The organism is Amycolatopsis thermoflava N1165 (genome assembly GCF_000473265.1).
In the GTDB taxonomy this organism is placed as follows: Bacteria; Actinomycetota; Actinomycetes; order Mycobacteriales; family Pseudonocardiaceae; genus Amycolatopsis_E; species Amycolatopsis_E thermoflava.
The window spans coordinates 2,384,564-2,397,755 of sequence record NZ_KI421511.1 but is presented as its reverse complement, the minus strand read 5'-3'; the positions used below and the strand labels follow the sequence as shown (position 1 = coordinate 2,397,755).

The window sequence follows — 13,192 nt, the reverse complement described above, 5'->3', positions numbered from 1 at the left end:
CGCCCGCGGCCTGCGCCCGGCGGAAACCGGACACGAAAGAGTGACGTGGGTCACGTTCGTCGCTATCGTCCCTTTCATGTCCACAAGTGAGGAACGCACCAGGGAACGTACGGAGAGCGTGACCTCGGCCCTGCTGACCGGCGGCACCTACCGCGGCCTCGCCGAGCAGAAGCTGTCCCCGGCGGAGGAGCGGTTCGAGCGGGCCCGGCGGACCGTCGGCTTCGTGCTCGCCCCGCTCGTGACCATCGTCTTCCTGTTCGTGCCCACCGCGCTGGACTCCAGCCAGCAGACCCTGGCGGCGGTCCTGCTCGGCGTGGTGGTGCTGTGGGTGTGCGAACCGGTGCCGATCCCGATCGGCGGCCTGATCGGGGTCGCCGCCATCGTGGTGCTCGGCGTGCTGCCCGCCGACGACGTGCTGGAGCCGTTCGGCTCGTCCACGGTGCTCGTCTTCATCGGGGCGTTCATCCTGGCGCAGGCGATGCTGCGGCACGGTCTGGCCCGCCGGTTCGCCTTCTTCATCCTCTCCGTCCCCGGCGTCGGCCGCAGCACCTGGCGCGTCATCGCCGCGCTCGGGTTCGTCACCTGCGTGATCTCGGCGTTCATCTCCAACACCGCGACCGTCGCGATGCTGCTGCCCACGGCGGTCGGCCTGCTGACCGTCATCGCCGAGCTGATCCGCGGCCGCATGCCGGAGGGGGAGCGGTTCGACCCGCTGCGGCTGCGGGTGGGCATCGCGCTGATGCTCGTCCTCGCCTACGGCGCCAGCGTCGGCGGTCTGCTCACGCCGATCGGCTCGCCGCCCAACCTGATCGGGCGCGGCCTGATCGAGGAGGCCACCGGCGAGCGGATCTCGTTCCTGCAGTGGACCACGATGGCCCTGCCCGCCTGCGTGGCGATGTTCGTCGTCCTGATCGTGCTGCTGATCCTGCTCAACCGCCCGGAGATCAAGAAGCTCACCGGCGTCGAGGAGTACGTCGCCGGTGAGCGGGCGAAGCTGGGCCGGTTCTCGGTCGCCGAGCGCAACACCCTGATCGCCTTCAGCATCACCGTGGTGCTGTGGGTGACGCCGGGCATCGTGGCACTGGTGGCGGGCAACGACTCCCGCGCCTACGAACTGGTCAGCGACCGGCTCGACGAGGGCATCGTCGCCGTCCTCGGCGCGGCGCTGCTGTTCGTGCTGCCGACGAACTGGCGGGAGCGCCGGTTCACCCTCACCTGGTCCGAGGCCGCCCGCATCGACTGGGGCACCATCCTGCTGTTCGGCAGCGGCATCATCTTCGGCTCGCTGCTGGCGGACACCGGGCTCGCGGAGCGCGTGGGCACCGGGCTGGCCGGGGCGCTCGGCATCGGCAGCGGGATCGCGCTGACGGTCTTCGCGGTGCTGCTGGCGATCCTGGTGTCCGAGACGACCTCCAACACCGCGTCGGCGGCGGTGGTGGTGCCGATCGTCATCCCGATCGCGATCGCCGCCGGGGTCGACCCGTTCACGCCGGCGCTCGCCGCGACCTTCGCCGCGTCGTTCGGGTTCATGCTGCCGGTGTCCACGCCGCAGAACGCGATCGTCTACGGCTCCGGCGCGGTGCCGATCACCAAGATGATCCGATCCGGCGCGGCCTTCGACGTCGTCGGCGCGATCCTGATCATGCTGCTGATCCCGGTGATGGTCGCCGCGGTCGGCTTCGCGTGATGGATGACCGGTCGCCACCCCCGTCGGGTGGCGACCGGCCTGCTCGGGGTCAGACGGTCACGGCGGTGCGCCAGCCCGGCTGGTAGGACTCCCGCGCCATCGCCGAGTACGGGGCGGGGCTGACGATCGCGCGGACGGCGAACTGCTCGTGCGGCTGGACCGTGGTCTTGCGGCTGCCGCCGCCGGGCTCGCCCCAGACGACGGTGACCTCGGCGCCCAGCGGGACGTCCGGGTTGACCGTCGCCAGGGAGAGGGCGGTGCGTTCGTTGGCGCTGTAGCCGGTGAACAGGGACAGGCCCACGAGGTTGCCGTCCGCGTCGGTGACGGAGTCGAAGTTGGACGATCCGTAGTTGGCGTTGGGCAGGTCGAAGAACTGGTAGACCGGCCCGTCCTTGGCGACCGGGTTGGCCAGCAGCTTGCCGACGTCCTCGGCGTTCCAGGCGAGGGTCACCTTGCGGCGCTGGGTTTCCGGGTCGATGGCGGCCAGCGCGTCGCGGCCGATGAAGTCGTGGTCGAACTTCACGAACGAGCCGTAGCCGAGCTCCCAGGGGTTGAGGTAGTAGTCGCGGATGTCGTCGGAGACGAAGCTGCCGGCGAGCGCGTTGGTGGCCTCGTAGCTCTCGGCGGGCAGCCATTCCCGGTACGCCCGCAGCTCCTCGCTCGTGTACACGGCGGGCAGGGGCGACGGGATCCAGCCGGATTCCAGGGTGTTGCACGAGTAGGCGCGGGCGCCGCAGGGTTCGAGGCCGAACTCGCGGCCGGCTTCCAGGATGGCGTCGCGGATCTTGTCGTAGGTCTCGTAGGGGCCCCAGATCTCCAGTCCGGGCGCGCCTGCCATGCCGTGGCGCAGGGTGCGGACACGTTCGCCGGCGATGGTCAGGTAGCCCATGCGGAAGAACTTGACCTGCTCCACCGGGCCGCCGTTGACCTTCTCGATGACGTCCCAGGCGCGCGGGCCCTGGATCTGGAAGCGCCACAGGTCGCGGCTGACGGGCTTGCCGTAGGGGCGGGAGGGGGAGCGCTGGTCCAGGCGCACGTCCACGTCGTAGCCGCGGGTGGCCTGGTAGGTGAGCCAGTTCGCGACGGGGGCGCGGCCGACGAAGACGAACTCCTCCGCGGCGAGGTGGAACAGGATGCCGTCGCCGATCACACCGCCCTCGGGGGAGACCGGCACGAACTGCTTGGCGGTGTTGACTCCGAACTTGGCGACGCTGTTGATGCCGGTGTCGGAGATGAGCTTGAGCGCGTCCGGGCCGGAGATGAACAGGTTGACCATGTGGTGGCTCTGGTCGAACAGCACCGCGGTCTCCCGCCAGGCGGTGACCTCGCGGCGGAAGTTGGTGAACTCGCTCGGCACGACGGGGTAGATGTAGGCGCCGATCTGGGAGTCGCGCAGCAGCTGGACCGTGTTTCCGGCCTGGTCGAGCACTTCCTGCAGGTTCTTGGCGGTCATGCGGGTCATCCGTTCTGGTAGGGGACGTAGGTGACGCCCAGGTCGGTGAGCTTGCTGCGCAGGCCGTAGCGGTCGAGGCCGAGTTCGCCGTCGCGGAAGGCCTTCCGCGTGGCTTCTTCCTTCTCCGCGCGGGCGCGGGACTGGTCGAGGGCGCGGTCGAGGTCGGCGCGGGGCACGACCATGACGCCGTCGTCGTCGGCGAGGACCGCGTCGCCGGGGCGGATCAGCTGCCCGCCCACGACGATGGGCACGTTGACCGCGCCCGCGGTGGCTTTGACGGTGCCCTGCGCCGACACGGAGGCCGACCACACCGGAAAGTTCATCGCGCGAAGGTCAGCGACATCGCGGACGCCGGTGGTCGTGACCAGCCCGCGCACGCCCCGGAACTGCAAGGCGGTGGCGAACAGTTCGCCGAACAGGCCGTCGAGGCAGGGAGACGTGGTGGTGACGACGAGGAGGTCGCCGGGCCGGCACTGTTCGACAGCGGCGTGGATCATCAGGTTGTCGCCCGGCCAGCACAAGACCGTGACAGCGGTGCCGCCGACCCGGGCGCCGTCCTGGATCGGGCGCAGCTCCGGGCCGAGCAAACCGGTGCGCCCCAAGGCCTCGTGCACGGTCGCCACACCGAACTCGGCGAGTGCGTCGACCTTCTGGATGGGGGCGCGGGGCGGGTCGGTGACGATGACCGTCCTCATGCGAGTTCCCCGGTCACCTGCGGGTAGAGGCGCATGTAGGCCTCGCCCATGGTGTGGTGCGGCAGCCCGAGGTTCGGGCCGGCGTTGCGCTTGACCTGCACGCCGCGGCGTTTGGCGAGATCGGTGTAGTAGTCCCACATGTGCTGCTGCGCGGGCAGGCACTCCATGGCCTTGCGTTTGGTGTCGAACACCTCGGTGATGTCCAGCAGCACGTTCGGTTTGAAATCGCACTGCTCCGGCTGGTGCGGCTCGAAGAAGAACACCGGCGGCGCGCCCAGCGGCTCGCCCGGCGCGTCGTAGCCGATGGCCTGCGCCAGCACCCGCGCCTGCAAGGCCATTCGGGCGGCGGCGGGGTGGTCGCCGTTGTAGGGGTCGGCCGGCGGATGGGTCAGCACCACCGACGGGTTGACCTCCCGGTAGACCCGAACCATGCGGTCGACCAGCTCCGGGGTCTCTTGCAGCGGGTAGTCGCCGGCGTCGAGGAACTCGATCTCGGCTCCCAGCACTGCGGCGGCGTTTTCCGCTTCGCCGCGGCGGATCTCCTTGATCTCGTCCAGCGCTTTGCCCTCGCGCCAGGCCTTCGCGGACTCGCCGCGCTCGCCGAAGCTCAGGCACAGCACCTTGGCCCGCCGGCCCCGGCTGGTGGCCAGGGCGATCGCACCCGCCGCGCGCCAGACGAAATCCCCCGCGTGCGCGCTGACCACCAGTAACGTCATCGCCTTCTCCTCGTGTCGTCGTCGGCACCCACGATGGACACTAGGAGCCGCGCGGGGCGGCCGTGAGGTCCTCCAGGCGGCTCCGGTGTGCGTCATTTGTCGCGCCCGGGGCTGTCTCGATGCCGGGCGAAACCCCGCGCCGGCTCGGGTCTACTGGGCTGCATGAGCCACTCCGGTCGCCTGGCGGATCTCGTGCGCGCCACGAGCTACGAGGTCATGCCGTTCGCGAGCACCGAACGGAAGGTCCTCGAGCACGTGCCGGTGACCGTGCCGCTGACGGTCACGGTCACCGAGGCGAAGGGCCTCGACACCACCCTCGACCTCACCGAACGGCTGCTCGGCCACGGTTACCGCGCCACCCCGCACCTCGCCGCGCGGTTGTTCCGCGACGACCGGCACGTCGCCGACGTGGCGTCCCGCCTGCGGGAGGCCGGCGCCGACTCGGTGTTCGTCGTCGGCGGCGACGCGCCCGCCCCGGCCGGGCCCTACCCCGACGCCTACGCGCTGCTGCAGGCGCTGGAACGCACCGGGCACTCGTTCCGCGCGATCGGCATCGGCGGCTACCCCGAGGGCCACGGCGTCATCCCGCAGGAGGCCGTCGACCTTGCGCTGAAACAGAAGGCGCCGCTGGCCACGCGGATCCTCACGCAGATCTGCTTCACCGCCGCGACCACCCACGCCTGGGCGGAGCGGATCGCCGCGTCCGGCATCGACCTGCCCGTCCACGTCGGAATCCCCGGACCGGTCAACCGGCAAAAGCTGATCCGCATCTCGGCCGGTCTCGGTCTCGGCCAGTCCGCGCGGTTCCTGCGCAAGCAGCAAAACCTGTTGTGGCGGTTCCTGCTGCCCGGCGCCTACCAGCCCGGCAAACTGGCGCGGCGGCTCGCGTCCCGGCCCGCCGGGAACATCCGCGGCCTGCACATCTTCACCTTCAACGAGCTCGAAGGCACCGAACGGTGGCGGCAGGGCCTGCTGGCCTCGCTCGGCACCCCGGACGGCCGGTCATGATCGTCGCCGAGGACTACGGCAGGCTCATCGTGCAGGGCGCCGACCGGCCCGGGATCGTGTCGACCGTGTCGGCGATCCTGGCCGGGCACGGCGCGAACGTCGTCGCGCTCGACCAGTCCACCAGCGACCCCGCCGGCGGCCGGTTCTTCCAGCGCACCGTCTTCCACCTGCCGGACCTGCCGTCGAAGCTGCCCGCGCTGGGCGAGGCGCTGGACGCGAGGCTGGTGGACGAGCTCGGCCTGACCTACCGGCTGGTCGAGGCGCGGCGGCACAAGCGCGTGGCGATCCTGGTGTCCAAGATGGACCACTGCCTGCTGGACCTGCTGTGGCGGCAGCGGCGCGGCGAGCTGCGCATGACGGTGCCGATGGTGATCTCCAACCACCCCGACCTCGGCGACGACGTGCGGCAGTTCGGCATCCCGTTCTTCCACGTGCCGGTGGAGAAGGAGCGCAAGGCCGAGGCGGAGAAGGAACAGCTGAACCTCCTCAAGGGCAACGTCGACCTCGTGGTGCTGGCCCGGTACATGCAGATCCTGTCCGGCGGGTTCCTGGACGACCTCGGCGTGCCGGTGATCAACATCCACCACTCGTTCCTGCCCGCGTTCATGGGCGCGGGCCCGTACCAGCGGGCGAAGGAACGCGGCGTGAAGCTGGTCGGCGCGACCGCCCACTACGTCACCGAGGACCTCGACGAGGGGCCGATCATCGAGCAGGACGTCATCCGCGTGTCGCACCGCGACTCCGCCCGCGACCTGCAGCGCCGCGGCGCCGACGTGGAACGGCTCGTGCTGTCCCGCGCGGTGTCCTGGCACTGCGACGACCGCGTCATCCGCGACGGGAACACCACCGTCGTCTTCTGAAGGAGGGGACATGGGCCAGGCGCGCGACGACTACGTCCTGGATCTGACGGCCAGCAGGCGGGGCTACGCCCTGAACCGGATGTGCCTGTCGCTGAAGGACGCGGCCAACCGCGAGCGGTTCAACGCCGACGAGGCCGCCTACTGCGATGCCTACGGGCTGTCGCCGGAGCAGAAGAAGGCGGTCCTGGAACGGGACTGGACCGCGATGCTCGACCTGGGAGCGTCCATTTTCTACACCTACAAGCTGGCCATGATGGACCGGAAGTCGATGCAGTACCTCGGTGGCGTGTTCACCGGCATGACCGCGGAGGAGTTCGCGGCGGCGCTGCGCTCGGGAGGGCGGAAGTTTGGCTGAGGTGATCTGGGGTCTGGCGACCTCGCACGTGCCCTCGATCGGCGCGGCGATGGACAACCGCAAGACCGGCGACGAGTACTGGAAGCCGTTGTTCGACGGCTACGCCCCGGCCCGGGAGTGGATGGCCGAGCACACGCCGGACGTGGCGATCGTGGTCTACAACGACCACGCCAACGCGGTCGATCTGGACCTGGTGCCCACCTTCGGCATCGGCACCGCCGAGTCCTACCAGGTGGCCGACGAGGGCTGGGGCCGCCGCCCGGTGCCGGTGGTGCGGGGCGCGCCGGAGCTGAGCGAGCACCTGGTGCGCGAGCTGGTGGACGAGGGGTTCGACCTGGCCACCTTCCACCGCCTCGACGTCGACCACGGGCTCACCGTGCCGCTGTCGGTGTACTGCCCGGAACCGGGGGAGGCGTGGCCGTGCCGGGTGATCCCGTTGCTGGTCAACGTGATCCAGTACCCGCAGCCGACCGCGGCCCGCTGCTTCGCGCTCGGCCAGGCGCTGGGGCGGGCGATCCGGTCGTTCCCCGGCGCGGAGAAGGTCGCGGTGTTCGGCACCGGCGGGATGTCGCACCAGCTGGCCGGCGCGCGTGCCGGTCTGATCAACAGCGAGTTCGACCGGATGTACCTGACGGCGATCGAGACGGAGCCGGCGAAGCTGGCCGCGCTGGGCCGCGAGGAGTACATCCGGCTGGCCGGGACGGAGGGGATCGAGCTGATCATGTGGCTGGTGATGCGCGGCGCGCTGAGCGAGAACATCCGGCGGGTGCACGAGACCTACCACGTGCCGGCGTCTAACACCGCCGCCGGGCTGGCGCTGTTCGAGGAGCTGGGCGCATGAGCACCTTCGTGCTGGTGCACGGCGCGTGGCACGGCGGCTGGGTGTGGCAGCGGGTGGCGCCGCTGCTGCGCGCCGCCGGGCACGAGGTGCACACGCCGACGCTGACTGGGGTGAGCGACCGGGCGCACCTGCTGAGCCCGTCCGTCGGGCTGCGCACGCACGTCGAGGACGTCGTGGCGCTGATCCGGGCGTGGGACCTGGACGACGTGGTGCTGGTCGGGCACAGCTACGCCGGGCAGGTGATCACCGGCGTGGCCGACCGGGTGCCGGACCGCGTGGCGCGGCGGGTGTACCTGGACGCGTTCGTCGGCGACGACGGGGATGCCGCGGTCGACCTGCAGCCGGAGACGATCGCCGGGCACTACCGCGAGTCCGTCGCCACGGCGGGGTTCGGGTGGCTGATCCCGGTGCGGTCGCTGCAGGTGCTCGGCGTGGCCGAGCAGTCCGATGTGGACTGGCTGAGCGCCCGGCTGACCCCGCACCCGTGGCTGAGCTACACCGAACCGCTGCGCCTGAGCGGCGCGGTGGAGCGGGTGCCCGCGGCGTTCGCCGAGTGCACCGACTGGATGCGGGTCTTCCAGCCGCACGCGGAGCGGGCCGCCGCGCGGGGCTGGCCGGTGCACACGATCGCCACCGGCCACGAGGCGATGGTCACCGCGCCCAAGGAACTGGCCGGCCTGCTGTTGTCCCTGGTCTGAGGAGGAGTCTTCGTGGAGTTCCTGGTCCGCACCGAGAACCGGCTGCCCGCCGACACGCCCGGCCAGACCCGCGACCAGCTGCGCAAGGCGGAGCGGGAGCGGGCGATGGAGCTGCGGGCGGAGGGCGTGCTGAAGCGGCTGTGGCGGGTCCCCGGCCGCAACGCCACGATCGGCCTCTACGAAGCCGAGGACCCTGCCGCCCTGCACGACGCGCTGACGTCCCTGCCGATGTGGCCGTGGATGGACGTGACGGTGGAGCCGCTGGCCACGCACCCGCAGGAGCGCTGAGCGCCCGGCGCGTCGTGCAGGGTGCGTAGCGGCTCCCGAGCGCTACGCGCGCAACGTGTCGCTGCCGGCCGGGGCCGCTTCCCTCGCCCCGGCAGCTCCGGCTGCGGCAGCGCTGCTCGCCGCCAGCCGTTCGGAGCGCCTCCGGAAGCGCCCGCGCCACCCCCAGGAGCGCTGAGTGCGCGCCGTTTCCCGGAAGTGCACGGCGCCCGGCGCGTCCCCGGAGGAGGCGCTACGCGCTCAGCGTGGCGGGCTCCGGCCGCGGTGGCGCTGTTCGCCGCCAGCCGTCGGAGCGCCCCCGGAAGCGCGAGTGCCTCGTGCTGGGAGCGTTACGCGCGCAGCGCCTCCCCGAGCACGTCCATCGCGTCGTGCAGGAGGTCGTCGCTGATCGTCAGCGGTGGCAGGAACCGCAGGACGTTGCCGTGCGTGCCGCAGGTCAGCACGATCACGCCCCGCTCGTGGGCCGCCGCCGCGACCGCCTTCGCCAGCGCCGCGTCGGGCTCGGTCGTGCCCGGCCGCACCAGCTCGACCGCGATCATCCCGCCGCGGCCGCGCACGTCGCCGATCCGCGCGTCGTCCAGCCCGCGCAGCCGGGACTTCAGCAGCGAGCCGATCTCCCGCGCGCGGGCCACGAGCCCGTCCTGCTCGATGGTCTCGATGGCGGCCAGCGCGGCCGCGCACGCCAGCGGGTTGCCGCCGTAGGTGCCGCCCAGCCCGCCGGCGTGCACGGCGTCCATGATCTCCGCCCGCCCGGTCACCGCCGACAGCGGCAGCCCGCCCGCGATGCCCTTCGCCGTCACGATCAGGTCCGGCACCACGCCCTCGTGGTCGCACGCGAACCAGTCGCCGGTGCGGGCGAACCCGGTCTGGACCTCGTCGGCGACGAACACCACGCCGTTCGCCCGGCACCACGACGCCAGCGCGGGCAGGAAACCGGGCGCGGGCTCGACGAACCCGCCCTCGCCCTGGATCGGCTCGATCACCACCGCCGCCAGGTTCGGCGCGCCGACCTGCTTCTCGATCACGTCCAGCGCCCGGCTCGCGGCCTCGGCCCCGGACAGTCCGCCGTCGCGGAACGGGTAGGACAGTGGCGCCCGGTAGACCTCGGGCGCGAACGGGCCGAACCCGTGCTTGTAGGGCATGGACTTCGCCGTCATCGCCATCGTCAGGTTGGTGCGGCCGTGGTAGGCGTGGTCGAACACGGCCACCGCGCCGCGGCCGGTGTGCGCCCGCGCGATCTTGACCGCGTTCTCGACGGCCTCCGCGCCCGAGTTGAACAGCGCGGTGCGCTTCTCGTGATCGCCGGGCGTCAGCCGGCCGAGTGCCTCGGCGACGGCCACGTACCCCTCGTACGGCGTGACCATGAAGCACGTGTGGGTGAACGCCTCCACCTGTTCCCGCACCGCGCGCGCGACCCGCGGGTTGCTCGCGCCGACCGTGGTGACCGCGATTCCCGAGCCGAGGTCGATCAGGTGGTTGCCGTCGACGTCGACCACGATGCCGCCGCCTGCCGCCGCCGCGAAGACCGGCATCGTGGTGCCGACCCCCGCGGCGACCGCGGCGCCCTTGCGCGTCATGAGTTCGCGGGATCGCGGTCCCGGGATCGCCGTCTCCAGCCGTCGCCGCTGGCGGATTTCTGTGCCCGTGCTCGTGGTCATGCCCCAGTTTCGGGAGCGATCCGTCATGCTGTCCAATACTTGGTCGGCAGATTTTTGATGCCCGGGAGGCATAATGGAGTTGCGGCACCTCCGGTACTTCGTGGTGACCTGCGAGGCAGGCACGGTCAGCCGGGCGGCCGAGCTGCTGCACATCACCCAGCCGAGCCTGTCGCGGCAGCTGCGCCAGCTGGAGGACGAGCTGGGCGCCGAGCTGTTCGACCGCGCCGGGCGGCGGATGACGCCGTCGCGGGTCGGCCGGGCCCTGCTGGCGAATGCGCGGGACGTGCTGGAGCGGGCCGCGGCGCTGAAGACGGCGGCGACCTTCCACGCGCACGGCCGCATCGACCGCCTCACGATCGGCGCGCCGACGGTGACCCTGACCGACGTGGTGGCCCCGTTCATCGCGACACTGGCCCCCGAGGACCCGACGATCGACGTGCTGGGCGCGGACGGCCTGTCCGCGGTGGAGACCCTGGCCCGCGGCGCCGACCTCGCGATCGCCACGGCCGCGCCGCGCGCGCCCTACCGGTCGCGGCGGCTGGCGGTGCTGCCGGTGTGGGCGTACGTGCCGGAGCGGCACCCGTGGAGCGGCCGGGGGAGCGTGCCGCTCGCGGAGGTGCTCGAAGAGCAGGTGATCGTCCTGCCGCCGGCGTTCACCGCGCGGCAGTCTCTCGACGCGGCGCTGCTGGAGCTGGGCACGACCTACGCGCGGGTGATCGAGGCCGCGAACGGCACGGTGGCGCAGGCGCACGCCGCGGCGGGCCGGGGCGTGGCGCTGGTGTCGGACGATCCGCGGTTCGGGCTGGTGCCGTTGCGGGTGCGCACGGGGGAGCGCCGGCTGGAGATCAAGCTGACCGCGGCGTGGGACTCACGCCACGAGGCGGCCGCGACGCTGGCGGCGTTCGCCGGGCGCTTGAGTGATTTCGTGGGGGAGCGGTACGGGTGAGCGGTCGTTGCGGAACGCGCGGGGGTCGTTGAGGAAGCAACCGCGAGCCCCACCGGTGTGAGCGTCAGCCCTTGTCGCGCAGGGCGCTCAGGTGATCGCCCGCCACCACGCGCGCGTCCATGGCATGCGGTGGAGTCCCTCCGTCGGTGGTCAGGGCAGCGCGATGCGCAGCCCGAGCCCGACCAGCAACGTTCCCATCACGGCGTCGATCGCGCGCCGCACCCGCGTCGCGGACAGCACCCGCCGCAGCGCGCCGACCACGTTCGCGAGCACGAGGAACCAGACGAGGGTCACCCCGGACGCCACAGCGGCCAGCAGCAGGTGGTCACCGGCCCCGGCGCCCTCGGGCACGAACTGCGGCAGGAGCGCCAGGAAGAACGCCGCCACCTTGGGGTTGAGCAGGTTGCACACCAGCCCCTGGCGGAACGCGCTGCCGGTGCCCGCGGCCGATCCGGGCGCGGTGTACCGGCCGCGGCGGGCCGTGAGCAGGGTCCGCACGCCCAGCACCAGCAGGTACGCGGCGCCGGCGAGCTTGACGACGGTGAACGCGACCGCGGACGCGGCGAGCAACCCGGCCAGCCCGAGCGCGGTGACGATCGCCCAGCAGAACACGCCGGTGGTGATCCCCGCCGCGCAGGCCATGCCGGCCCGCCGCCCGGACACCAGTGCGTTCTTGCTGACGATCAGGAAATCCGGCCCCGGAGCCATCGCGGCGAGCACGATGACGCCCCCAAGCGCCACGAGCTGGGTCATGGTCATCAGCCGACGATACCGGCAGGGCCGCCGCCCGCACGCGGTTTTCCGGCAAGGTCCACAGTGGACCTGGGAGACGGGCGCGGTCCTGCCGGCGCCGGTCGCTCGACGGTCAGTGGGGGCGCCCGCCGGTGGGCAGCTCGCCGTGGTGTGAGTGGGCGGCTCCGCCTACGCGAGTCGGGGTGGCCGGTCGGGCACGCTGGCGCCGGTCGCCCCTGAACGAATCGTCAGGCGGCGCGCGCCGCGCCGCCGCTGAGGCGGTTCAGCAGGTCGTCCCGGTGCAGGTCGGCCACCGGGGACAGCAGGTCGGGGTGCCGGAGCAGCACAGCGGCCTGCCGGTCGCGCACATCGGGGTCGGTGAGGCGCCGGAAGTCCGGTGCGAGGCCCGCCGCGTGGACCGAGCCGCTGACGGTGGCGGCCGCGGCCACCGCCAGTGAGCGGTCCGCCAGCAGGCACGCCGCCCAGCTGGCCACGACCTCGTCCACCCACGTGCGCCACGCGGTGTCCTCGCCCGGCACCACGTCGACGCCCGCCACCCAGTCCAGCCGCCCGGACCCGCCGGGGCCGACGACCCCGAGGAGCCCCGCGTCCAGCGCCGTGGGGTACCGCAGCCACGCGGCGACCGTCGCGGCCTGGCGGCACTGCGCGTCCGCCAGTGCGGCGCTCAGCGCGCCGCGCTCGGGCGGGTACGCGCGCAACAGCCACTGCGCGGTGGCCGCGATGACGGACGACAGGTCGGCGGACACTTCCGAACACCTTCCGGAAACGTGGGGGTCCGAGCACGCTAACAGCTCGCCGCGGCCCTTCCGGCGCACTTTTGCCGCACGTCACAGCCGTCGTGACCACAATCATGCGAGCAGTCCGGAACGCAAAAAACGCGGCGATCAGCCGATCGCCGCGTTTTTTGCACAGGTGGTGCGCGATACTGGGATTGAACCAGTGACCTCTACCGTGTCAAGGTAGCGCTCTCCCGCTGAGCTAATCGCGCGAGGTGGAGACGGGATTCGAACCCGTGTACACGGCTTTGCAGGCCGTTGCCTCGCCTCTCGGCCACTCCACCGTGCGGGCCCGAGTGGGCTCCTCCGAGCGGACGACGGGATTCGAACCCGCGACCCTCACCTTGGCAAGGTGATGCGCTACCAGCTGCGCTACGTCCGCCTACCGTGACTCCGGGTTCCGAAGGCCCCCGTCGTCGTGGTGTGAGAGAACAATATCCGACCCGGCAACCCGCGAAAAC

At 71.9% G+C, this 13,192-nt stretch carries 14 protein-coding genes and 3 tRNA genes; 8 read left to right on the top strand and 9 right to left on the bottom strand.

What is annotated here, in order from left to right; genetic code table 11:
- Window positions 1-76 precede the first annotated feature (76 nt).
- Complete coding sequence (locus AMYTH_RS0111910; RefSeq protein WP_027930512.1) at window positions 77-1,687, top strand: SLC13 family permease; 1,611 nt, start codon at window positions 77-79, stop codon at window positions 1,685-1,687.
- A gap of 49 nt (window positions 1,688-1,736) precedes the next feature.
- On the opposite strand, the gene ligM is transcribed toward AMYTH_RS0111910, so the two are convergent.
- The 3 genes from ligM to AMYTH_RS0111895 are packed head-to-tail and all read right to left on the bottom strand — an operon-like array spanning window position 1,737 to window position 4,551.
- Window positions 1,737-3,140, bottom strand: a complete 1,404-nt coding sequence (gene ligM / locus AMYTH_RS0111905) for a vanillate/3-O-methylgallate O-demethylase (RefSeq protein ID WP_027930511.1) — start codon at window positions 3,138-3,140, stop codon at window positions 1,737-1,739.
- Between the two features lie 5 nt (window positions 3,141-3,145).
- Complete coding sequence (locus AMYTH_RS0111900) at window positions 3,146-3,835, bottom strand: 4-carboxy-4-hydroxy-2-oxoadipate aldolase/oxaloacetate decarboxylase (protein WP_027930510.1); 690 nt, start codon at window positions 3,833-3,835, stop codon at window positions 3,146-3,148.
- Complete coding sequence (locus tag AMYTH_RS0111895) at window positions 3,832-4,551, bottom strand: PIG-L deacetylase family protein (protein ID WP_027930509.1); 720 nt, start codon at window positions 4,549-4,551, stop codon at window positions 3,832-3,834. The genes AMYTH_RS0111900 and AMYTH_RS0111895 overlap by 4 nt, the downstream gene beginning before the upstream one ends.
- A gap of 162 nt (window positions 4,552-4,713) precedes the next feature.
- On the opposite strand from AMYTH_RS0111895, the gene AMYTH_RS0111890 reads away from it, so the two are divergent.
- From AMYTH_RS0111890 to AMYTH_RS0111865, 6 genes are read left to right on the top strand one after another with little or no spacing between them, the layout of a single operon-like run.
- Window positions 4,714-5,559 (top strand): methylenetetrahydrofolate reductase, encoded by an 846-nt coding sequence (locus tag AMYTH_RS0111890; RefSeq protein WP_037322506.1) that lies wholly within the window; start codon window positions 4,714-4,716, stop codon window positions 5,557-5,559.
- Window positions 5,556-6,419, top strand: coding sequence for a formyltetrahydrofolate deformylase (gene purU, locus AMYTH_RS0111885; protein ID WP_027930507.1), 864 nt, complete (start codon window positions 5,556-5,558; stop codon window positions 6,417-6,419). The genes AMYTH_RS0111890 and purU overlap by 4 nt, the downstream gene beginning before the upstream one ends.
- Before the next feature lie 10 nt (window positions 6,420-6,429).
- Complete coding sequence (locus AMYTH_RS0111880) at window positions 6,430-6,774, top strand: protocatechuate 3,4-dioxygenase (protein WP_027930506.1); 345 nt, start codon at window positions 6,430-6,432, stop codon at window positions 6,772-6,774.
- 1 nt (window position 6,775) lies between these two features.
- On the top strand, window positions 6,776-7,615 hold the full coding sequence (locus AMYTH_RS0111875; protein ID WP_027930505.1) for a class III extradiol dioxygenase subunit beta: 840 nt from the start codon (window positions 6,776-6,778) through the stop codon (window positions 7,613-7,615).
- Window positions 7,612-8,313: an alpha/beta hydrolase gene (locus tag AMYTH_RS0111870; RefSeq protein WP_027930504.1), complete on the top strand. Its 702-nt coding sequence runs from the start codon at window positions 7,612-7,614 to the stop codon at window positions 8,311-8,313. The genes AMYTH_RS0111875 and AMYTH_RS0111870 overlap by 4 nt, the downstream gene beginning before the upstream one ends.
- 12 nt (window positions 8,314-8,325) lie before the next feature.
- On the top strand, window positions 8,326-8,601 hold the full coding sequence (locus tag AMYTH_RS0111865; RefSeq protein ID WP_027930503.1) for a muconolactone Delta-isomerase family protein: 276 nt from the start codon (window positions 8,326-8,328) through the stop codon (window positions 8,599-8,601).
- 326 nt (window positions 8,602-8,927) lie between these two features.
- Here AMYTH_RS0111865 and gabT read toward each other — a convergent pair whose 3' ends face one another.
- On the bottom strand, window positions 8,928-10,256 hold the full coding sequence (gene gabT, locus AMYTH_RS0111860; RefSeq protein WP_027930502.1) for a 4-aminobutyrate--2-oxoglutarate transaminase: 1,329 nt from the start codon (window positions 10,254-10,256) through the stop codon (window positions 8,928-8,930).
- 73 nt (window positions 10,257-10,329) lie between these two features.
- On the opposite strand from gabT, the gene AMYTH_RS0111855 reads away from it, so the two are divergent.
- Entirely contained in the window at window positions 10,330-11,202 is an 873-nt protein-coding gene (locus tag AMYTH_RS0111855; RefSeq protein ID WP_027930501.1) for a LysR family transcriptional regulator, read from the top strand.
- A 150-nt stretch (window positions 11,203-11,352) separates the two neighbouring features.
- Here AMYTH_RS0111855 and AMYTH_RS0111850 read toward each other — a convergent pair whose 3' ends face one another.
- The 5 genes from AMYTH_RS0111850 to AMYTH_RS0111830 form a co-directional block, all read right to left on the bottom strand.
- Window positions 11,353-11,961, bottom strand: a complete 609-nt coding sequence (locus AMYTH_RS0111850; RefSeq protein WP_027930500.1) for a LysE family translocator — start codon at window positions 11,959-11,961, stop codon at window positions 11,353-11,355.
- Between the two features lie 221 nt (window positions 11,962-12,182).
- On the bottom strand, window positions 12,183-12,701 hold the full coding sequence (locus AMYTH_RS0111845) for a hypothetical protein (RefSeq protein ID WP_027930499.1): 519 nt from the start codon (window positions 12,699-12,701) through the stop codon (window positions 12,183-12,185).
- 167 nt (window positions 12,702-12,868) lie between these two features.
- A tRNA-Val gene (locus tag AMYTH_RS0111840) sits at window positions 12,869-12,943 on the bottom strand.
- Between the two features lies 1 nt (window position 12,944).
- A tRNA-Cys gene (locus tag AMYTH_RS0111835) sits at window positions 12,945-13,015 on the bottom strand.
- A gap of 25 nt (window positions 13,016-13,040) precedes the next feature.
- A tRNA-Gly gene (locus AMYTH_RS0111830) sits at window positions 13,041-13,113 on the bottom strand.
- Window positions 13,114-13,192: the final 79 nt, after the last annotated feature.

Excerpts from the sequence above, each read along its gene's own strand:
- AMYTH_RS0111910 (WP_027930512.1), top strand. The coding sequence starts at position 77 with ATGTCCACAAGTGAGGAACGCACCAGGGAACGTACGGAGAGCGTGACC.
- ligM (WP_027930511.1), bottom strand. The coding sequence starts at position 3,140 with ATGACCGCCAAGAACCTGCAGGAAGTGCTCGACCAGGCCGGAAACACG.
- AMYTH_RS0111900 (WP_027930510.1), bottom strand. The coding sequence starts at position 3,835 with ATGAGGACGGTCATCGTCACCGACCCGCCCCGCGCCCCCATCCAGAAG.
- AMYTH_RS0111895 (WP_027930509.1), bottom strand. The coding sequence starts at position 4,551 with ATGACGTTACTGGTGGTCAGCGCGCACGCGGGGGATTTCGTCTGGCGC.
- AMYTH_RS0111890 (WP_037322506.1), top strand. The coding sequence starts at position 4,714 with ATGAGCCACTCCGGTCGCCTGGCGGATCTCGTGCGCGCCACGAGCTAC.
- purU (WP_027930507.1), top strand. The coding sequence starts at position 5,556 with ATGATCGTCGCCGAGGACTACGGCAGGCTCATCGTGCAGGGCGCCGAC.
- AMYTH_RS0111880 (WP_027930506.1), top strand. The coding sequence starts at position 6,430 with ATGGGCCAGGCGCGCGACGACTACGTCCTGGATCTGACGGCCAGCAGG.
- AMYTH_RS0111870 (WP_027930504.1), top strand. The coding sequence starts at position 7,612 with ATGAGCACCTTCGTGCTGGTGCACGGCGCGTGGCACGGCGGCTGGGTG.
- gabT (WP_027930502.1), bottom strand. The coding sequence starts at position 10,256 with ATGACCACGAGCACGGGCACAGAAATCCGCCAGCGGCGACGGCTGGAG.
- AMYTH_RS0111855 (WP_027930501.1), top strand. The coding sequence starts at position 10,330 with ATGGAGTTGCGGCACCTCCGGTACTTCGTGGTGACCTGCGAGGCAGGC.
- AMYTH_RS0111850 (WP_027930500.1), bottom strand. The coding sequence starts at position 11,961 with ATGACCATGACCCAGCTCGTGGCGCTTGGGGGCGTCATCGTGCTCGCC.